The sequence below is a fragment of the Streptomyces sp. CNP082 genome, from assembly GCF_059570535.1.
On sequence record NZ_JCANSZ010000018.1, the window covers coordinates 58,648 to 79,404 of the forward strand.

General features: G+C 74.6%; 13 protein-coding genes and 1 pseudogene. 9 read left to right on the forward strand and 5 right to left on the reverse strand.

What is annotated here, in order from left to right; translation table 11 throughout:
• The first annotated feature begins 33 nt into the window (after positions 1 to 33).
• From B124_RS16725 to B124_RS16760, 8 genes are all read left to right on the forward strand, one after another.
• Positions 34 to 1,569, forward strand: a complete 1,536-nt coding sequence (locus B124_RS16725) for an ABC transporter substrate-binding protein (RefSeq protein ID WP_496503643.1) — start codon at positions 34 to 36, stop codon at positions 1,567 to 1,569.
• Between the two features lie 269 nt (positions 1,570 to 1,838).
• Entirely contained in the window at positions 1,839 to 2,774 is a 936-nt protein-coding gene (locus tag B124_RS16730) for a dihydrodipicolinate synthase family protein (RefSeq protein ID WP_496503644.1), read from the forward strand.
• Positions 2,771 to 4,465 carry a sulfatase-like hydrolase/transferase gene (locus B124_RS16735; RefSeq protein WP_496503645.1) on the forward strand — a complete coding sequence of 565 codons (1,695 nt, stop codon included), beginning with the start codon at positions 2,771 to 2,773 and terminating at the stop codon, positions 4,463 to 4,465. Before B124_RS16730 ends, B124_RS16735 begins: the two co-directional genes overlap by 4 nt.
• Before the next feature lie 10 nt (positions 4,466 to 4,475).
• Positions 4,476 to 6,404: an exo-alpha-sialidase gene (locus B124_RS16740; RefSeq protein WP_496503646.1), complete on the forward strand. Its 1,929-nt coding sequence runs from the start codon at positions 4,476 to 4,478 to the stop codon at positions 6,402 to 6,404.
• Between the two features lie 225 nt (positions 6,405 to 6,629).
• The gene (locus B124_RS16745; protein WP_496503647.1) at positions 6,630 to 6,860 is read left to right on the forward strand and encodes a hypothetical protein; all 231 of its coding nucleotides are present in this window, start codon (positions 6,630 to 6,632) and stop codon (positions 6,858 to 6,860) included.
• A gap of 135 nt (positions 6,861 to 6,995) precedes the next feature.
• Positions 6,996 to 9,269, forward strand: a complete 2,274-nt coding sequence (locus tag B124_RS16750; protein ID WP_496503648.1) for a 4-alpha-glucanotransferase — start codon at positions 6,996 to 6,998, stop codon at positions 9,267 to 9,269.
• On the forward strand, positions 9,262 to 10,923 hold the full coding sequence (locus B124_RS16755) for an alpha-L-fucosidase (protein ID WP_496503649.1): 1,662 nt from the start codon (positions 9,262 to 9,264) through the stop codon (positions 10,921 to 10,923). The genes B124_RS16750 and B124_RS16755 overlap by 8 nt, the downstream gene beginning before the upstream one ends.
• Before the next feature lie 64 nt (positions 10,924 to 10,987).
• Positions 10,988 to 11,212: a hypothetical protein gene (locus B124_RS16760; protein ID WP_496503650.1), complete on the forward strand. Its 225-nt coding sequence runs from the start codon at positions 10,988 to 10,990 to the stop codon at positions 11,210 to 11,212.
• A 135-nt stretch (positions 11,213 to 11,347) separates the two neighbouring features.
• On the opposite strand, the gene B124_RS16765 is transcribed toward B124_RS16760, so the two are convergent.
• Positions 11,348 to 12,145, reverse strand: coding sequence for a VOC family protein (locus B124_RS16765; protein WP_496503651.1), 798 nt, complete (start codon positions 12,143 to 12,145; stop codon positions 11,348 to 11,350).
• A 114-nt stretch (positions 12,146 to 12,259) separates the two neighbouring features.
• Positions 12,260 to 12,478, reverse strand: a pseudogene (locus tag B124_RS16770) (DUF1203 domain-containing protein); the annotation flags it as partial.
• Between the two features lie 41 nt (positions 12,479 to 12,519).
• Here B124_RS16770 and B124_RS16775 point away from each other — a divergent pair.
• A complete protein-coding gene (locus B124_RS16775; protein ID WP_496503693.1) occupies positions 12,520 to 12,786 on the forward strand; it encodes a hypothetical protein in 267 nt (88 codons plus the stop codon).
• A 196-nt stretch (positions 12,787 to 12,982) separates the two neighbouring features.
• Here B124_RS16775 and pepN read toward each other — a convergent pair whose 3' ends face one another.
• The 3 genes from pepN to B124_RS16790 form a co-directional block, all read right to left on the reverse strand.
• Complete coding sequence (gene pepN / locus B124_RS16780) at positions 12,983 to 15,553, reverse strand: aminopeptidase N (protein WP_496503652.1); 2,571 nt, start codon at positions 15,551 to 15,553, stop codon at positions 12,983 to 12,985.
• A gap of 244 nt (positions 15,554 to 15,797) precedes the next feature.
• Positions 15,798 to 16,835 carry an aspartate-semialdehyde dehydrogenase gene (locus B124_RS16785; RefSeq protein WP_496503653.1) on the reverse strand — a complete coding sequence of 346 codons (1,038 nt, stop codon included), beginning with the start codon at positions 16,833 to 16,835 and terminating at the stop codon, positions 15,798 to 15,800.
• Between the two features lie 212 nt (positions 16,836 to 17,047).
• Positions 17,048 to 20,401 carry a S8 family serine peptidase gene (locus B124_RS16790; protein WP_496503654.1) on the reverse strand — a complete coding sequence of 1,118 codons (3,354 nt, stop codon included), beginning with the start codon at positions 20,399 to 20,401 and terminating at the stop codon, positions 17,048 to 17,050.
• Between the last annotated feature and the right edge of the window lie 356 nt (positions 20,402 to 20,757).

The window sequence follows — 20,757 nt, forward strand, 5'->3', positions numbered from 1 at the left end:
ACACCTGCCACGTACTACGTAAGGAGTCCTGCCATGGCACGACCCGCGCCACGGCTCAGCCGGCGCTCCCTGCTCAAGGCCGCCGGCCTCACGGGAGCCGGCTCGCTGGCCGGGGTACCGCTGCTGACCGCCTGCGGCGAGGGCAGCACGTCCGGCGACACGTCCGGCCGGCTGACCCTCGGCACCACGCAGATCATGCAGTTCGACCCCTACCAGACGAACACCGCCCTGCACATCCACACCTTCTACGCCTACCTCCTCGACTACACCGACGACTACACCCCCACGCCCGCCGCCGCCTCGAAGTGGACGTTCGCCGACGACAAGAAGTCCGTGACCGTGACCCTCCGGAAGAGCGAATTCCACTCCGGCCAGGCGGTCACCGCGGCCGACGTCGTCGCCGGCGTCGAGCGCGCGAAGGACCCGGAGGCGGGGTTCACGCTGGCCGCGACGACCGCGTTCATCGACCGCGCCACCGCCGAGGACGACCGCACCGTGCGGCTGGACTTCACCGGGGCCGTGCCCGACGAACTGGTCCTGGACTGGATGTTCGCCTTCCCGCTGGTGCCGGCGAAGCGGAACGATGTCGCCGTGCTGGAGAAGGAGCCGGCCGGCTCAGGACCGTTCCTGCTGGAGGACTTCCGGCGGGACCGGCTGCTGCGGCTGAAGAAGAACCCCGGCTTCTGGAACAGCCGCGAGCCGCGGCTGGACGAGGTGGAGTTCCGCTTCTTCCGCGACGAGGAGTCCCTCGTCAGCGCGCTGGAGTCGGGCGACCTCGACGGCGCGCTGTACCTCTCGCTGCGCAACGCCGACCGGCTGCGCGACCGCTACAAGACGGTCCAGGGCGCCGGGCGGATGGACCTGTTCTTCATGAACGGGGCCCGGCCGCCGTTCGCCGACAAGAAGGTGCGCCAGGCCCTCGCCCGGGCCATCGACCGCGAACGGATCATCGACCAGGTGCGCTTCGGCCTCGGGGAGCCCGTCTACACCGCGTTCATGCCGGAGTCCCCGGCGTTCGACGCCGGCTACCTCGACTCCCACGGCTTCGACCTCGACGCCGCGAAGAAGCTGCTCGACGCCGCCGGCGGGCCGCGCAAGGCGACCGCGGCGTTCGGTCCCGAGCCGGGTGCCAAGGACATCGTGCAGGCGATCCAGGCGGACTTCGAGAAGATCGGCTTCGAGCTGACGCTCCAGCCGATGGAGGAGACGGCGTTCCTCGACGCGCTGTTCGCCGGCGAGCTGGACTGCTGCATCGCGGCGCAGCCGAACAACCTGCAGAGCCCGTCGCTGATCTCCCGCGGCCGGCAGATGCTGCCCACCGAGGACAACGTGATGATGGGCGCCAACGTCCCCGCCCGCTACGCCGCCGCCGTCGAGGCGAGCCGCACCGCGCTCACGCCCGACGCGAAGACCGCGGCGTACGCGGAGCTGAACGAGGTGCTCGTCGACGAGGCGTGGGCGGTCGGCATCGCCACCCGGCCCTCGCTCGCGGCGCTGGACCGGAGCATCAGCGGCTACGCCGTCGACAAGCGCGACTTCCTCGACCTGACCCGCACGAGCACCGCCTAGCGGCGGGCCGCGGTTTGGCGGTGCGGGGCCGGCGGTGGACGCGGGGCGGTGGCCGGACGGTTTGGCGGTGGCGGTGGTTGCAGGGCGCTGGTCGCGCGCCCGTCCGGCGCTCTGCCCGCGGCCCTACGCCACTCCGCCCTTCCGGTCCTCCGGTCCTCTGCCCTCCGCGCCGACGCGCACTCCGGCCCGTCCCCCCGGACGCCCCCGCCGGGGCCCCGCGCCCCCGTACCCGTACATCCGGCCCCCGATCCTCCGAGAAAGGCCATCGTATGAAAGCGCTCGACTACGCCGCCGGCAGCCCGGTGATGAGCCTGCTCACCGCCGTGTTCACCCCCTTCCGCCCCGACGGCGGCCTCGACCTGGCGGCCGTGGACACGCAGGCGGACGCGGTGGCGGCCTGGGGCTGCCCGGCGGTGTACGTCGGCGGCACCGCCGGCGAGGGGGCGTCCCTCACCACCGCCGAGCGGATGGCGCTGCTGGAGCGGTGGTGCGCGGTGGCGGCGGGGCGGATGGACGTCATCGCGCACGTCGGCCACACCAGCCTCGCCGAGGCGCAGGCCCTCGCCGCCCACGCCGAGGCGAGCGGCGCCCGCGCGATCTCCGCGGTACCGCCGTACTTCCACCGCCCCCGGGACGCCGCCGCGCTCACGGACTTCCTCGCCCCGCTGGCCGCCGCCGCCCCCCGGCTGCCGTTCATCTACTACCACATACCGTCCGTCACCGGGGTGCAGGTGCCGGCCAGCGCACTCCTCACCGAGGCCGCCCGGCGCATCCCCACCTTCGCCGGCATCAAGTACGCGGACAACGACCTGGCCGACTTCCAGCGCTGTCTGGAACGGGCCGACGGCACCTGCGAGATGTACTTCGGCAGCGCCCGGCTGCTGCTCGCCGCCGCCGGGGTCGGGGCGCGCGCCGCGATCGGCTCCGCGTACAACTTCGCCGCCCCCGTCTACCTGCGGCTCGTCCGCCATCTCGAACGCGGCGAGACCGACCGGGCGCGCGCCTGCCAGCTCCTCGCCCAGGCCGCCATCGACGCCGCCTCGCAGTACGCCGGGGAACTGCCCGGCTTCAAGGCGGCGACGCGGCTCGCGGGCGTGGACTGCGGCCCGTGCCGGGAGCCGCTGGGCACCCTCGACGACGGCCAGCTCACCGCCCTGCGCGCCGACTTCGACCGCATCGGCTTCCCGGACGGGCCGCCCGCGTGACCGCCCCGAGCCCCGCGCCGCCCGGCCGGCCCGGCGCCCGCGCCCGCCCCGACGTGCTGGTCATCCAGGCCGACCAGTACCGCTGGGACTGCCTCGGTGCCGCCGGCCACCCCGACGTCCGCACCCCCGCCCTCGACCGGCTCGCCGCCGACGGTGTCCGGCACACCGAGGCGTACTGCCCGTACCCCGTCTGCACCCCCTCCCGCTACAGCCTCCTCAGCGGCCTCTACGCCCACCAGCACGGCGCCTGGACCAACCACAGCACCCTCGACCCCGCCCTCGACACCTTCCCCCGCGCCCTGCGCCGCGCCGGCTACCGCACCGCCGCCGTCGGCAAGATGCACTTCACCCCGGCCTACCTCGACGTCGGCTACGACCGCCTGCACCTCGCCGAACAGCACGGCCCCGGCCGCTACGACGACGACTACCACCGCGAGCTGCGCGCCGCCGGACTCGCCGACGTCGTCGACCTGCTCGACCAGGAACTCGCGCTCCGCCCCGAGGCGCCGCCGGGCTACTGGGACACGTACGGCACCGCCCGCTCCGACCTGCCCGAGGAGTGGCACTCCACCACCTGGATCGGCGAGCGCGCGCTGCGCGAGATCGAGTCGTGGGACGACGCCGGCGGTCATCTTCTGCACGTCTCGTTCGTCAAACCCCACCACCCCTTCGATCCGCCCGCGCCCTGGGACACGCTCCACGACCCCGCCGCGCTCACCCTCCCGCCGGGCTGGACCCCCGCGGTCCCCGACGCCGATCTGCCGCACGCCCGCGCGTACTTCGACTACGGTCCGCTGACCGAACCCGTGCTGCGCACCGTCCTCGCGCACTACTACGGCGCCATCGCCCACCTCGACCACCACGTCGGCCGGCTGCTGGACGCGCTGCGCCGGCGCGGGCTCTACGACGACACCCTGGTGCTGTTCACGTCCGACCACGGCGAGTACCTGGGCTTCCACCACCTGCTGCTCAAGGACGGCCCGATGTACGACCCGCTGGTGCGGGTGCCGCTGCTGGTCAAGTACCCGGCGGGGGCCCGCGGCGGCGGGCGGCGCGGGGAGGTGAGCGACGGGCCGGCCTCGCTGGTCGACGTGGCCCCGACGGTGCTCGCCGCGTGCGGCGTCGCGGGCGGAGAGGGCGTCGCGGGCGCGGCGGAGCACGCGGGCGGTGCGGGCATCGCGGGCGCCGCGGCCGGCGCCGCGTCCGGCGGGCTGCCGGGGCGCGACCTCGCCGCGCAGGGCGCGGGGCACGGCGTCGTCTTCGCCGAGGACCGGCGGCGCGGGCGGGTGCTCATGGCCCGTTCCCGTACGCACAAGCTGCTGCTGGCCGCGGAGCCGGCGGAGGACGCGCTGTACGAGCTGACGTCCGACCCGTACGAGCTGACCGACCGGCTCGCGGACCCGGCCTGCGCGGACGCCGCCGCCGAACTCCGCGAGGCGCTGTGGCGCTGGGCGGTGTTCGACACCCCGGTGCCGTCGCGCCTGGACGAGCACGCCCCCCGCGTCGCCGGAGGGCCCGGCCCCGTACCCGGCGGTGATCCGCGCGCGGCGCCGCGCGCGCACGACGCGGCGGCCGTCCGCCGCGCCCTCGCCGCCGGCGGCCCCGCCGCCTGGGCCCGCTCCGCATCCCCCGCCGCTCCTTCCCCTTCTGCCGCCGCCCCGTCTGATTCCTCCGGTGACACCCACCCCTGAAGGGAGCACCATGTCCGCACCGCCCCGTCCACCCGCCCCCGAACCCCGCCGCGGCCGGGGGCCGTTGAGAGCCGTCGGCCTCGCCGCCTGCGGCCTGCTGCTGGCCGGCGCCGTACCGGCCGCCGCCGCGGGTGAGCCCCCGACCGACGCCGCCGCGCGCATCACGTACTCCACCGTCTTCGAGCGCGGTGAGGACGGCTACCACTCCTTCCGTATCCCCGCGATCACCGAGGCCGCCGACGGCACGCTCCTGGCCTTCGCCGAGGGCCGGGTGGACAGCGCGGGCGACGACGGCAACATCGACCTCGTCCTCAAACGGTCCCCGGACGGCGGCCGTACGTGGGGCGAGCTGGCCGTCGTCGCCGACGACGGCGGCAACAAGTTCGGCAACCCCGTGCCCGTCGTGGACCGCGCCACCGGCCGCGTCCTGCTCAACACCACCCGCACCGGCGGCGGCGTCTCCGGCCAGGACGTCGTCTGCGGCCGGGCGACGGCCGAGGAGACCCGGCGCTCGTTCATGCAGCACAGCGACGACAACGGTGCCACCTGGTCCGAGCCGCGGGAGATCACCGCCGACGTCAAGAAGCCCGAGTGGCGGCACTTCGTCGGCGGCCCCGGCCACGGCACCCAGCTCACCCGCGGCGCGCACGCCGGCCGGCTCGTCATCCCCGGCAACCACTCCAGCGCCCCCGAGCCCGGCGGCGCCTGCCCCGACAACCGCCTCTTCGGCGGCCACGCCCTCTACAGCGACGACGCCGGCGCCACCTGGCACCTCGGCGGCGTCGACGAGGTCACCGACGGCACCGTCATCCCCAACGAGACCTCCGCCACCGAACTGTCCGACGGCACCGTCTACTTCAACACCCGCGACCAGCACGGCAGCAGCCCCGGCAGCCGCGCCGCCACCGTCAGCCACGACGGCGGCGCCAGCTTCGAGGCCCCGTACCGCGAGGTGCCCGACCTCCTCGCCCCCGTCGTCCAGGGCGCCGTGCTCACGCTCCCGGCCGCCTCCGACCCGGCCCGGCGGCTGGTGTTCTCCGCGCCCCGGCACGCCACCGCGCGGGAGAACCTCACCCTGCGCACCAGCCGCGACGAGGGCGCCACCTGGCGTGAAGGACCGCAGATCAACGACGGCCCGGCCGGCTACTCCGACCTCGTACCGGCCGCCGGCGGCGTCGGCGTGCTCTACGAGAACGGCGACCGCACGCCGACCGGCGACGGCCTGCTGCCGTACCACCAGCGGATCACGTACGCGCACGTGCCCGCCCCGCTGCTGACCGTGCCGCCGCCCCGCCCCTCGGTCACGCCCGACGTCTCGGGCCACCGCCACCACTCCGTCGTCAGCGGCGCCCCCGGCCGCGTCCCCGGGCCCTTCGGCAGCGGGCTGGGGCTCGCCGGCGACTACGTCGAGACCCCGCTGACCGGCGAACTCGCCTTCGGCGAGGGGCCGTTCACCGCCGCCGCCTGGTTCCGCAGCACCGAGCGGACACAGCAGCAGGCCGTGCTCTGGGCCCACTCCGAGGAGGCCGCGGACGCCAAGTGGTGGATCCGTCTGGAGCCGGACCAGCACCGCATCCGCGGCCACGTGAACACCGGCACGGCGAACACCTTCGTCTCCGCCCCCGGCGACTTCGCGGACGGCGCCTGGCATCACGTCGCCCTCACCCGCGACGAGACGGGCATCACGCTGTACGTGGACGGGGCCGCCGCCGCCGCCTCCGGCCCGGTCGCGGGCCCGGTCTCCGCGGGCGCCCGCACCGGCATCCGCGCCGGCGCCCGCGTCAACGGGATCAACAACCCGCTCGTCGGCGCGGTGGACGAGGTGTGGCTGTCCGACCGGGCCCTCGACGCCGCACAGGTCGAACGGCTCGCGGCGGACAACCTCGCGCCGCAGGGAGCCGCCGTGCTGCACCTGCCGCTGGAGGAGGTCCGCCCGTAGCTCTCAGGCACGCCCGGCACCTCCTCCGCCCTCCCGGCCCGCGACGGAAAAAGCGGGTCGGGAGGGCGTGCAGGCCCAAGCTCTTGCGTTCCACAGGCCCCGCTACAGTGAATTCGCCCGTTCCGGGTACTGTGACGTGTGGCACGAACGCGTGCCGCCACGCCTGCCGGGCCCGCGACCGGGTAGCGGCGGACGTGACCAGCCGTCGACCGAGGAGGACTCGCGGTGGCCGCTCCCGCTCAGTACGAAGCCAGCCACGCCCACCACGCACATCACCACAAACCGGTGGAGGGCGCCGACCCCGACTACGGCCTGGCCGGCTCCTGTTCCTGCGCCGAGCTGCCGCTGACCAGCGAACCCCCGCTGGCCGCGGGCACTCCGCTGACCAGCGAGCCGCCGCTCGCCGCCGACGACAACCTCATCAGCGAGCCCCTGCCGCCCGTTCACTTCACGTGACGGCGTGCTGACGGCGCGCTGCAGCCGCAGTACGATCAGCCTGCCGGCTCACCCCGGCGGCGACCCTCCGGGGCCCGCGACCGGATGCGTGGGTGACGCCGGAGCCGATGACGTCGCATACCACCTGGGGGTGGCATGTCTCTGGCGCGGTTAGCTGCGCTGCACGGAGTCGCGGTCTCGTACGAACGCGCCCCTGACCGCGCCGTCCCGGTCCCCGAGGAGACCCTCGTCGCCGTCCTCGCCGCGCTCGGCGTGGACGCCTCCGGGCCTGCCGCCGTCGCCGCGGCCCTCGCGGCGTACGACGCCGCGGAGCGGGACCGCCTCCTGCCCGCGACCCTCACGCCGCCCCCCGGCACCCTCCTCGACCCCGGCCCACTGCCTGACGGTACGAAGACCGCCCTGGCCGGCGAGGACGGCACCGCACTCGACCCGCGCGCCCCGGTCCCCCTCGGCGTCCACACCCTCACCGCCACCGCCCCCGACGGGCGCACCGGCCGGGCCGCCGTCATCGCCGCCCCCGCGCGCCTGCCGCAGCCGCGGCGGCGCGGCGCCGGGCTCGCGCTCCCGCTGCCCGCGCTGCTGTCCGCCCGCTCCTGGGGCATGGGCGACCTCGGCGACCTCGCCGAGCTGGCCGCGTGGTCCGCGCGCACCCACGGCATGGACTTCGTGCAACTGAGCCCGCTGCACGCCGCCGTGCCCGGCGCGGCCGGCCGCCCCGCGGACCCCTCCCCGTACCGGCCCTCCTCGCGCCGCTTCACCGACCCCGTGCACCTGCGGATCGAGGACATACCCGAGTACCGCTACCTCGCCCCCGCCGACCGCGCGCAGGCCGCAGAACTCGCCGGCCGCGCCGCCGCGCTGCGCGAGACCGTACGTGCCAAGGGCGGGCTCATCGACCGCGACGAGGTGTGGCGGCTCAAGCGCGCCGCCCTGGAGCTGCTGCTGCACGTCGAGCTGACCCCCGGCCGGCGCGTCGCGTACCACCACTTCCTCGCCGAACAGGGCCAGGCGCTCGACGACTACGCCGCCTGGTGCGCGCTGGCCGAGATCCACGGCCCCGACTGGCGCTCCTGGCCAGGCGGCCTCGCCGACCCCCGCTCCACCGCCACCACCCGGGCCCGGCACGACCTCCTCGACCGCATCGACTTCCACTGCCGGCTGGCCTGGCTCACCGACAACCAGCTGTGGCGGGCCCAGCGCATCGCCAAGGATGCGGGCATGGCCGTCGGCGTCGTGCACGACCTGGCGGCCGGCGTGCATCCGTCGGGCGCCGACGCCTGGGCCGAGCAGTCCGTCCTCGCCGCCGGCTGCACCGTCGGCACCGCGCCCGAAGGCCCCGGCACCCGTGACGACGACGGTGACACCGGCGGCGCCGGCGGCGCCGACCTGGGTGTGCCGCCGTGGCGGCCCGACCGGCTGGCCGCCGCGGACTACGGCCCGTACCGCTCGGTGCTGCGCGCGGCGCTGCGGCGGGCGGGGGCGCTGCGCGTCGGGCGCGTGAGCGGGCTGTTCCGGCAGTGGTGGGTGCCGGCGGGAAAGCCGCCGGGGGAGGGCACGTACGTCTCGTACGACGCGGCGGCGATGCTCGGCGTGCTGGCGCTGGAGGCCCACCGGGCGGGCACGCCCGTGATCGGCGAGTTCGGCGGGTTCGGCGGGTTCGGCGGGTTCGGCGGGTTCGGCGGGTTCGGCGAGGATGCGGCCGGCCCGGCGGACCACGGCGTACGGGATGCGCTGGCGGCGCGCGGCGTGCTGGGCACCTCGGTGCTGTGGAGCCGGCGCGACCCGGCGCCGGAACCCGGCGCGGCCGTGCCGTGCCCGCGCCCGCCGGAGGACTGGCCGGCCGCCGTGCTGGCCACCGTCACCGGCCCCGGCCTGCCGCCCGCCCCCGCCCGGCTCAGCGGCGCGCACCTGGCGCTCCGCCACGAACTGGGCCTCGTCGCCGCCCCGCTGTCTGCCGCCCGCGCCGCCGACGCCGTCGAGGTCGGCGCGTGGCTCGACCTGCTCGACCGGCTCCGGCTGCTGCCCGGCGGCCGGGCCGACGAGGCGTCGGTCATCACCGGCCTGTACCGCTTCCTCGCCCGTACCCCCGCGCGGCTCGTCGCCGTCTGGCTGCCGGACGCGGCCGGCGACCGCCGCCCGCAGCACGTGCCGGGCGCGGGCGCCGAGTACCCCGGCTGGCGGCTGCCGGTCGCCGACGCGGACGGCCGCGCGGTGCTGCTGGAGGAGCTGGCGGACTCACCGCGGACGCACCGGCTGCTGGCGGAGGTGGTGCGCGAACTCGGCGGCAGGGCGGGCGGAGACCCGGGCGTACGCGCCGGCGACGGGGAACACGGCGAGGAGTCCGGCCGGGAGCCGGGTGGCAGTGGCGAGGCGTCCGGTCGTACGAGCGAGGAGGAGCCCCGTGCGTAGAGCCGCCCGTTCCGTCGGCACGTCGGCCGCGGCCGTCGCCCTCACGGCGACCGCCCTGCTGCCGTCGACCCGCCAGCCCGCAGCCGCCGCCGACGAGTGCACCCGGCCCATCGAGCCCGCCTCCCAGATGACCGTCGAGGACTGCGACACCCCCGAGCGCATCCTCGCCAAGGCCGCCCACATCGTGCCCACCCGCGGCCAGCTCGCCTGGCAGCAGCGCGAGGTGACCGCCTTCACCCACTTCGGCATGAACACCCTCACCGACCGCGAGTGGGGCTCGGGCGCCGAGGACCCGGCGCTCTTCGACCCCGGGCGGGTCGACGTCGCCCAGTGGATGCGCACGTACAAGGCGATGGGCGCCGAGACGGCCATGCTCACCGCCAAGCACCACGACGGCTTCAACCTCTACCCCACGCGCTACTCCGACCACTCCGTGGCCGCCAGCCCGCACAGCCGCGACCTGCTCGGCACGTACGTCAGGGAAGCCCGCAAGGCCGGCCTCGGCGTCGGCGTCTACCTCTCGCCGTCCGACGGCGCCGAACTGCCGCACGCCTGGCACGCCGACTGGCTGGCGCACCTGCGCGCGCAGCAGGAGGCGGGCGAGCCGCTGACGAGCGTCGAGCGCACCGCGCTCGCCGACGGCGGCCCGCCCTCGGGCCACGGCCGCTACGGCAACGGCAGCCCCGTGCGCACGCATACCATCCCCACCCTCACCGAGGGCGACGACCGCGCCGACGACGTCGCCGCCGGGCGGCTGCCCACGTTTCGCGCGCGGACCAACGACTACGACGCCTACTACCTCAACCAGGTCTACGAGCTGTTCACCGAGTACGGCCCCATCGACGAGCTGTGGCTCGACGGCGCCAACCCGTGGCGGGACGCGGGCATCACGCAGGAGTACGGCTTCCGGCAGTGGTACGAGCTGATCCACGCGCTCTCCCCGCAAACCGTCGTCTTCCAGGGCCCGCAGGGCATCCGCTGGGTCGGCAACGAGCGCGGCGTCGCCCGCGAGACCGAGTGGAGCGTCACCCCGCACACCGTCGACCCCTGGTCCACCCACGGCGCGCTGCCCGACGACTCCACCGGCCCCGACATCGGCTCGCGCGCGAAGCTGCTGGCCGACGGCGTGAAGTACCTCCAGTGGTATCCGGCGGAGGCCGACGTCTCCAACCGCCCCGGCTGGTTCCACCACCCCGGCGAGCGGCCCAAGACCGCGGACGAACTCTTCGCGCTGTACGAGCAGAGCGTCGGCCGCAACGCCCCGCTGCTGCTCAACGTGCCGCCCGCGCGCGACGGCCGGATCGCCGCCGAGGACGTGCGCGAACTGCGCGCCTTCGGGGACCGGGTGCGCGCGGTGTACGGCGAGAACGTGCTCGACCGGGCCGGGCCGCAGACGTTCGACCGGGTCCGGCTCGCCGAGGACATCCGGCACGGCCAGCGCGTGGAGCGCTTCACGGTCCTGGCGCAGGACCCTGGGACGGGGCAGTGGCGGGAGATCGCGGCGGGCACGACGATCGGCGCGTACCGGATCCTGCCGCTGGCCGGGCCGGTGACGGCGGAGCGGCTGCGGGTACGGGTGGACGAGGCGCGGGCGGAGCCGCGGCTGCTGCCGGTGACCGCGCACCTGAGCACGGCGGGGGAGCCGGACCCGTAGGAGACACCGCACGTGAGGCGACCCCGGGCGCGCGGGTGGCGCAGGCGTTCGCTACCGTGTGAACGTGGACACGAAGAAGACCCTGCGCGCCGGTGCACTCGCCGCCGGGACGGCGCTGATCATGCTGATGTCGTCCCCGGCCGCCTCCGCGCTCAGCCGCGACGACGGCGACCAGCCGGGCCCCGGGCTGAGCGTCGCGGAGACCCTCGGGCTCTTCGTGCTCACCCCGCTGGTGGCTTTCGCGGTGATCGCCGGACTGGTGGTCGCCGCCGACAAGAAGAAGGGCTGACGGCCCCGGCCGTACGCCGCGCGCAGGCGCCTGCTCCGTATCGGGGGCGGGCGCCTCTCGCACGCCTGCGCACAGAGCCGGGGACCGGCCCCGGGCGGACCGGCGCCCGGGCCCGGGGCCCGGCGCCCGGCCCGCTCAGGCGAACTCCGGCATCTCCCCGACCGTGCGGTTGACGTCGATCACCGTGAACGATGCGCCCTGCGGGTCCTGGAGGGTAGCCATCCGCCCGAACGGCGAGTCCTGCGGCCCGAACGTCACGTCGCCGCCGTGCCGCCGCGTCGTTTCCACGGCCCGGTCGCAGTCGTCCACCGCGAAGCAGACGCCCACGTGCGGGGGCGTGCCCGCGGGGAAGAAGTCCCTGCGCATCTCGGCCCGGCCGAGCAGGGGGGCGCCGTCACCGACGCTCCACACGGCGTAGTCCATCTTCTCGTCCTGCATCCGGTGCACCCGGTAGCCGAAGACCTCGGGGAAGAAGGCGTCGGCGTGCTCGGGGTGGGGGGTGTCGACCTCGGCCCAGACGAACGTGCCGGGCTCGCCGACCGCCGCGAAGCCCTCGTGCCTGCCCGGCTCCCACAGGCCGAACCGGATGCCGTCCGGGTCCTCGGCGAGGGCCATCGTGCCGGCCGGGCCGACCTCCGTCGGGCCCATGACGACCCGCCCGCCGTGCTCGCTGACCTGCTCGACGGTGGCTTCCGCGTCGGGGGTGGCGAAGTACAGCGTCCAGCCCGGGGGCTCGTTCTCCGCCCCGGGCATCGGCGGCGCAAGACCGGCGGCGACTCCGCTGGCCGCGGACGCCTGGGTGTAGTGGTTGGCCTCCTCGCCGGCGTCCTCGAAGGTCCAGCCGAAGACGTCGGCGTAGAAGCTCTTCGCGGCCTCCAGGTCGCGGAAGGTCGCGTCCGTCCAGCAGGGCGCGCCTTCGGGTCGTACGGTCATGACGGTCGCCTCCTCCGAGGCCGGGGGGTCTTGCGTGGATTTGTCCCTTCTCACGCTAGCCCCGTGGCGCGCCGCTCGCGCGCGGACGGCTGCGCGGCCGGCTGCGCAGGCGGCTCAGGGGCGGCGTACCTCGTACAGGAAGCAGCCGTGCTCCACGGCGCGCACGTGCACGAGCGCCACCGCCGGATCCGCGAACGCCTCCGCCAGCGCCTCGTCCAGCGCCGCCCCCGCCTGGGCCGGGCCGTCGGGCAGCCGCAGCGCGGCCCCGCCGGTGATCCGGCCGGCGGCGTCGTAGCGCCTCAGCGCCCGCAGCCCCGCGGTCTCGCCCCGCGGACTCGGCGATCGACGCCCTCATCCGCTCCCTCGCCCAGGAACTGGGCCCGCGCGGCGTCCGGGCGCTGGGCCTGTGGGCAGCGGGCGTCCCGGAGACCCTCACCCCGGAGAAGCTGGGCGCGGTCACCCCGGCACTGGCGACACCGGAAGCCCTCCGCGGCGTCCTGGACACCCTGGACAACCTCCGCATGCTGCCGGCCTCCCCGCGCTTGCAGGAGATCGCGGACCTGGCGGCGTTCCTCGCGTCGGACCGCGGGGGCGCGGTGACGGGGAGCTGGGTGAACGCGACGGCGATGTTCCCGGCGTGACTTCGGGCGGGGAATGGCGTGGACGGGCACAACTCGGGCCGTGCGGGCGCTTTGTCCGGATTCGCGGGGGAGGTTACCGCGAGTTACGGCCGGATTTCTCCGCTCAGGCCACGTACCCCAGCCGCCCCGGCACCCGCCGCCCCCGCGCCGCCTGCCCCCTTCCCGGTCCGGCCGGGTGGCCGGACCGGGGGACGGGTCAGGACGCGGCGGCGGTGTCGGACTGCTGGGCGCGGAGGGCGCGTTCTACGCCGGCGCGGGACTCCGTCACCATCCGGCGCAGGGCCGGGGGCGGCTGGGTTTCGGTCAGCCAGGTGTCCGTGGCGTCCAGGGTGGCCTGCGAGACCTGGAGGGCCGGGTAGAGGCCGACGACGATCTGCTGGGCGATCTCGTGGCTGCGGGAGTCGAAGACGTCCTTGACCGCGTCGAAGTACTTCGCCGTGAACGGGGCCAGCAGGTCGCGCTGGTCGGTCTGGACGAAGCCGGCGATCACCGCCTCCTGGACCGCGTTGGCGAGGTTGCCCTCCTCGACGACCTCCGTCCACGCGCGCGACTTCGCCGCCGCGGTCGGCCGGGCCGCGCGGGCCGAGGCCGCGTGGCGTTCGCCGGCGGCGGTCTTGTCGCGCTCCAGCTCCGCGGCGATGGCGTCGTCGGCGGCGCGGCCCGTGGCGGCCAGGCGGTGCAGCAGGGCCCAGCGCAGCTCGGTGTCGACGTCCAGGCCCTCGATCGTGCGGGAGCCGTCGAGGAGGCCCGCGAGCAGGTCGAGCTGGCCGTCAGTGCGGGCGGTGGCCGCGAGGGCGCGGGCCCAGGCGAGCTGGTGGTCACTGCCCGGTTCCGCGGCGTGGAGCTGGGTCTCGGCCTCGGCCGACCAGCGGGCCAGGCCCGTCTCGCGCCAGTCGGGGGCCGCGTAGAGGTCGAGGGCCAGCTTCACCTGGCGGTGCAGGGACTGCACCACGCCGATGTCGCTCTCCTTGCCGATGCCGGAGAGGACGAGGGCCAGGTAGTCGCGGGTGGCCAGCTCGCCGTCGCGGGTCATGTCCCAGGCCGACGCCCAGCACAGCGCCCGCGGCAGCGTGGTCTCGAAGTCGCCGAGGTGCCGGGTGACCACGTCCAGGGAGGCGGGGTCCAGCCGGACCTTGGCGTAGGTGAGGTCGTCGTCGTTGAGCAGGACGACCGCGGGGCGGGGGCGGCCAGCGAGCTGCGGGACGTCGGTCAGCTCGCCGTCGATGTCCAGCTCCAGCCGGTCGGTGCGGACCAGCCGGCCGTCCTTCAGGTCGTACAGCCCGATCGCGATGCGGTGCGGGCGCAGCACGGGCTCGCCCTTGGCGCCGGCGGGCAGCGCGGGGGCCTCCTGGCGGATGGCGAACGAGCTGACCACGCCGTCGGAGTCGGTCTCCAGCTCGGGCCGCAGCACGTTGATCCCGGCGGTCTCCAGCCACGCCTTGGACCAGGCCGTCAGATCGCGCCCGCTGGTCTCCTCCAGCGCGCCGAGCAGGTCGGTCAGCCGGGTGTTGCCGAAGGCGTGGCGCTTGAAGTACGCCTGCACGCCGCGGAAGAACTCGTCCTCGCCGACATACGCCACGAGCTGCTTGAGCACCGAGGCGCCCTTGGCGTAGGTGATGCCGTCGAAGTTGACCAGCACGTCGTCGAGGTCGGTGATCTCGGCCATGATCGGGTGGGTGGACGGCAGTTGGTCCTGGCGGTACGCCCACGTCTTCATCTGGTTCGCGAACGACGTCCACGCGTGCGGCCAGCGCGAGCCGGGCGCCTGGGCGAGGCAGGCGGTGGCGGAGTAGGTGGCGAACGACTCGTTCAGCCAGAGGTCGTTCCACCACTCCATGGTCACCAGGTCGCCGAACCACATGTGGGCCAGCTCGTGCAGGATCGTGTCGGCCCGCATCTCGTACGCCGCGTCCGTGACCTTGGAGCGGAACACGTACTGATCGCGGAAGGTCACCGCGCCCGCGTTCTCCATCGCGCCGGCGTTGAACTCCGGGACGAAGAGCTGGTCGTACTTCTCGAACGGGTACGGGTAGTCGAAGCGCTTCTGGAACCAGTCGAAGCCCTGCCGCGTGACCTCGAAGATCGCCTCCGCGTCCAGGAACTCCGCGAGCGACGGCCGGCAGTACACGCCGAGCGGCACCGTCCGCCCGTCGCCCTCCCAGGTGCTCTGCACCGACGTGTACGGCCCGGCGATCAGCGCGGTGATGTACGTCGACATGCGCGGCGTGGGCGTGAAGCGCCACACCCCGTCCGCCGGCTCGGGCGCCGGGGAGTTGGAGATGACCTGCCAGCCGGCCGGCGCGGTCACCGTGAAGGTGAACGTCGCCTTGAGGTCCGGCTGCTCGAAGCTGGCGAACACCCGGCGCGCGTCGGGCACCTCGAACTGCGTGTAGAGATACGTCTCGCCGTCCACCGGGTCGACGAAGCGGTGCAGACCTTCACCCGTATTGGTGTACGCGCAGTCGGCGACGACCCGCAGCTCGTTCTCCCCCGCGCGCAGCCCCGGCAGGGCGATCCGGGAGTCGGCGAAGACCTCGGCGGCATCGAGCGCGGTGCCGTTGAGCACCACCTCGTGCACCTCGGGCGCGATGAGGTCGGCGAAGGTCTCCGCGCCCTCCTCGGCGGCCGAGAACCGCACCGTCGTCACCGACCGGAAGGTGCCACCCTCCTTGGCGCCGGAGATGTCGAGGTCGATCTCATACGCGTCCACCCGCAGCAGGCGCGCTCGCTCCCGCGCCTCTTCCCGGGTCAGATTCGTGCCAGGCACCTGGGCTACTCCTTATCCCTACGACTGACCGCAATCCTCGCACGGTGGACCCCCGCGCGAAGCGGCCTGTGGACAACCGCGGCACCCCCGTCGATCCAGGCGGCCGGACGGCCCGTACCGCCTGTGGAAACCCCGACCGGACGCGGGCCCGGCCGCCGGTCGGCAGCGCTGGTCAGCCGTGCCGGTCAGCCCGCGCCGGGCCGGCTGCGCCGTGCCGGTCAGCCGTGCCGGTCAGCCGTGCCGGTCAGCCGCGCCGCTCCGCCGCCACCAGCTCCGCGATCTGCACCGCGTTCAGCGCCGCCCCCTTGCGCAGGTTGTCGCCCGAGAGGAACAGCGCCAGCCCGTTCTCCGCCGTCTCGTCGCGCCGGATGCGGCCCACGTACGACACGTCCCGCCCCGCCGCGCCCAGCGGCGTCGGCACGTCCGCGAGCGCCACGCCCTCGGCGCCGGCCAGCACCTCCTTCGCCCGCGCGGGGCTCAGCGGCTCGGCGAAGCGGGCGTTGACCTGGAGCGAGTGCCCGGTGAAGACGGGGACGCGGACGCAGGTGCCGGAGACCTTCAGCGCCGGGATCTCCAGGATCTTGCGCGACTCGTGGCGCAGCTTCTGCTCCTCGTCCGTCTCGTCGAGCCCGTCGTCGACGAGGGAGCCGGCCATCGGCAGCACGTTGTACGCGATCGGGGCGACGTACTTCGCAGGCTCGGGGAAGTCGACCGCGGAGCCGTCCCGGGTCAGCTTCGGCGCCTCCTCGCCCGCGGCGCGCACCTGCTGGAACAGCTCCTCCACGCCGGCGAGGCCGGAGCCGGAGACCGCCTGGTAGGTGGCGACGACCAGGGAGACCAGGCCCGCCTCGCGGTGCAGCGGCTTGAGCACGGGCATGGCGGCCATCGTGGTGCAGTTCGGGTTGGCGATGATCCCCTTGGGGCGGTCGGCCACCGCGTGCGGGTTGACCTCGGAGACCACCAGCGGCACGTCGGGGTCGCGGCGCCACGCGGAGGAGTTGTCGATCACCACGGGGCCCTGCGCGGCGACCTTCTCGGCGATGGCCTTGGAGGTGGCGCCGCCGGCGGAGAACAGCACGATGTCGAGCCCGGAGTAGTCGGCGGTGCCGGCGTCCTCGACCGTGATCCCGCCGCCCGGAGCGTCCCGCCACGGCAGCGTGCGCCCCGCGGACCGGGCCGACGCGAACAGGCGCAACTGGTCCACCGGGAAGGCCCGCTCGGCGAGGATGTCGCGCATCACTCCGCCGACCTGGCCGGTGGCTCCGACGATTCCGATCTTCATGGCTCTCCGTTCACGGGTGCGGGTCCGCCCTCCATGATGCCGGGCGCCGGGCGGCTGGCTCCAGTCGTTTCCCCTGCCCAGCCGCCCGCACCGGGTGCGCCCGCGCGGCGGACTGAGACACACGCCACAGGGGCGGGACACCGGATCTCCGGCGTCCCGCCCCCGCGGGTTCGGTCAGGACGTACGGGACGGATCGGCCCGTACCGGGACGGTTACGGCACCACCGTCCCGATCCGTACGCTGCCCGCGCCCGCCGCCGTGCCGCGGGCGTTCTGCAACTGCACCTCGCCGAAGAACTCGCGGCCCTCGGGACCGGGCGCCGCCACCGTGACCTCGGCCGCGACCTCCGCGCTCCCGCCGCTGTCCAGCTCCACCGGCTCGCCGCCGACGCTCACCTCGCCCAGCGCCGGGGAGAAGTACACGTCGCGGTAGTCGTACTCCGTCGTCCCCGCCGGCACGTCGTAGCCGAAGACCTCCACCGTGTACGTCCCGGGCTCCGGGTCGATCAGGGTGACCGCCTCCTCCGAGTCGGCGTCCGCGGACTGGCCCACGACCTCGCCGTCGCGGTAGACCGTCAGGTCCAGGTCCGCGTTGGCGTCGGAGGTGGCGCCGATCACCGCGTCCAGCCGGGTGACGCCCTCGGCGACCTCGATCGTCGTGGTGTTCGCCGCACCCGCCGCGATACTCGGGCGCTCCGACAGGCCGGAGCCCAGCGGCCCGCCGGCGAGCTTGCCGGCCACCGGGGCGAACCCGTTGGTCACCGTCCACTGCACCGGGCTGGGCGTGCCGACCTTCGCCTCGTCGATCGTCTGCACCTCGGGGTCGAAGGCCGCGCCGAGCACGGTCGCCTCGACCGTGAACGGGTTGTCCAGCAGCGGCGAGGTGCGCCGCGACTCGACCTCGAACTCCCACACGCCCGGCATCGGGTTCTCGTAGGAGCGCAGGTCGGGGCGGCAGGTGTTGGCCGGATTGGCGTAGTTGGGGTAGCAGAAGGGCGTCGAGGAGTTGTCGGCCGGGATGCCCCAAGGGTCGATCGCGATCCAGCGGGTCTGGCTCGTGTCCGCGAGCCCGCTCATTGCCACCTCCAGGGTCTTCGCGCCCTCGGGGACCTTCACGAAGTACGAGCGGGTGGCGTTGCGCTGCACCTTGCCGGACACCTGGTGCCCGTACGCCGGCGCCGCCAGCTCCGCCGCGTTGATCACGGTCGCCAGCACCCGGTGGTCGATGCCCTCGGTGCGCCCGCCGTCGACCAGCAGCGCGGCGCTGTGCAGCCCCGCCGTGCGCGGCTCGGCCTTGACCTTGACGGTCAGCGGCTGGCCGCGGCGCAGCGTGACATCGTCGTCGCCGAGCAGCGTGAACGTGCCGTCGTTGCCCTGCCAGCTCAGCTCGTGCGGCGTGCCGCCTGCCGGTCCGGAGGTGCGGGTGAGGGTGATCTCGTACGTCTCGGAATCGCCGGGCGCCGGGCCGCTCTCGCGGTCGTAGACGCCGCTGCCCACGCCGGGGGTGGCCAGGAAGCCGTCGAGCACGGTGTCGACGGGCGCCTGCACCTCGTACTCGTACGCCATGGCGCCGTCCTCCAGGGAGTCCCAGGCGCCGACGACGTCGACCCGGCCGGCGCCCTCCGCGTAGGTCTGCACGCCGGGGATGTGGTCGGCGGTGGAGGTCAGCGCGGTGCGCAGGGCGTTGGGGGTGACGTCGATGCCCTCCCGCTCGGCGGCGGACAGCAGCAGCGCCGCGGCGCCGGCGGTCTGCGGCGAGGACATCGAGGTGCCCTGCAGCATGCCGTAGCCGGGCGGCAGGTCGTAGCCGGCCTCGGCCACGGGGCTGCCGGGCTGCCAGGTCGGGATGGTGTTGACCGACGCGCCGGGGGCGGTGATCGTCGGGGTGGCGCCGCCGTCCTCGCGCGGGCCGCGGGAGGAGAACGGCATCATCGCGTACTTCGTCTGCACGGCGCTGCCGTAGTTGGCGGCCCAGGTCTCGCGGGAGACGGCCGCGCCGACGCTGACGACCTTGTCGGCCAGGCCGGGGTCGCCGATGGTGTTGGCGCCGGGGCCGTCGTTGCCCGCGGAGATGACGAGCTGCACGCCGTAGGTGTCGATGAGCCGGTTGTACAGCTCGGCGCGGGCGTTGTTGCCGTCGTTGAGCGGCGGCAGGCCGCCGACCGACATGTTGACGACGTCGACGTTCCGGTTCGTGACCAGGTCGATCATGCCCTCGGTGAGCGCGACCGCGGTGCAGCCGCCGCTCCAGGTGCAGGCCCGGGAGGAGACGATCTCGGCGCCGGGCGCGGCGCCGTTCATCCGGCCGCCGAAGAGGCCCTTGGCCGCGGTGATGCCGGCGACGTGGGTGCCGTGCGCGCCCTCGACGACGCCGATGTTGACGAAGTCCTCCGTCTTGCCGATCCAGTCCCCGCCGTACGGGTCCATCGGCACGTCCTTGCGGATCTCCACGACGAACGGGATCGCCTCGGCGACGGCCGTGGCCGGGTCGTCGGTGCCGAAGTAGGCGAACTCATGGTCCTCGCCGTACGGCGCCATCGGCTTGTCGTTCGTGAAGTCGCCGTCGTCGCCGAGGTCGACGCGGACGGTGCCGGCCTGCGCGTCGTACAGCAGCGCCCAGGAGTCGGCGGTGTCGCCGTCGCGGTTCAGGTCGCCCTGCATCTCGCCGCCGAGCGTGGCGCTCTCGCGGAAGAGGCTGACGGAGTAGGCGCCGCGCGGGGCGGTGTACTCGCGGTCGTTGTACGTGAAGGACGGGCCGGAGACGTCGGTGACCATCGCCCGCCAGGTGCCGTCGCCGTCCACGATCGGGTCGGTGGCCGTCACCCAGTCGGTGATCTTGCGCTCGCCGGTGGTGGTCGTGCGCAGGGCGGGGTGGGCGAGGTCGACGCCGGAGTCGAGGATGCCGATGGTGATGCCGCGGCCGTCGGCCTTCGGGTGCTTCTTGACGAAGTCGACGGCGCCGGTCTCGTGGGCCGGCTGGTACGGGTTCTTGGCCGGGGTCGAGCGGTCGGGGGCGGGGTACGTGCCCCGCGCGCCGCCGGCCGTGCTGCCCGTGCTGCCCGTGCTGTCCTTGCTGCCCGCGGCGCGGTCGGCGTCCGGGCGCGGATCGGGCAGCTCGATCTCCTCGTTCAGATCGATGCCGTGCACCGCGGACAGCGTCGCGGCCCTGTCGATCGCGGCGTCGGCGCGGCCCGTCGGCACGGTTGCGCGGACGTAGCCGAGCTTGTCGTGCGTGGCGCCGACGGAGGCGCCGCGTACGCCGCGGAAGGTGTCGGCGACCTCGGCCGCCTCGCCGGGCTCGACGGCGACGAGCAGCGTGACGTTCTTGTCGCCGCCCGCCTTCGCCTCGGCGAGCAGTTCGGCGTCCTTCGCGCCGAGTTTGTCCGCCGCGGCCTTGGGCCGGTCGGGCTCCGGGGCGCCCTCCGCGGCCTGCACGGCCGCTGCCATCGACGGGCCCGTCGCGGTGAGCGCTGCGGCCAGGCCGGCCGCGAGGGCTATTCGGGCGGCGGCGCGCGGCCGTCCGCCCCCCGGTATGCGACCGGGTGTGCGTCTGGGAGAGATCGTCATCTCGTGTTCAACCCCCACCTGTGTGGAAACCGGCATCCGGTGCCGGCTGCCGCATATCTATCAGCAAGGCACACGCGCGCGGGGGGAGTTGAGTGTGGCGGATTGCGGCGTTGGCGCATAGCCGCCAGGCGGGTTTGCCGGGCGCGTTCCCGCAGCGGTGAACCCACGGTGACCGTCGCCACTCGAACGGGCGAGGATCGCGTGTCCATTGCGCGGTGTTTTCATCCGGTGAGGGTAAGTGTGGGCTTTCCGGCCGCCGTCGTTCCGGTTGCGTTAAGTAGCAGGTCACCCGGCGTGCCAAGGCTCCGAGTGCGCGGGTGACCCACTCGCGTCGAAGCCTCCCGCTCGTCCCCCTC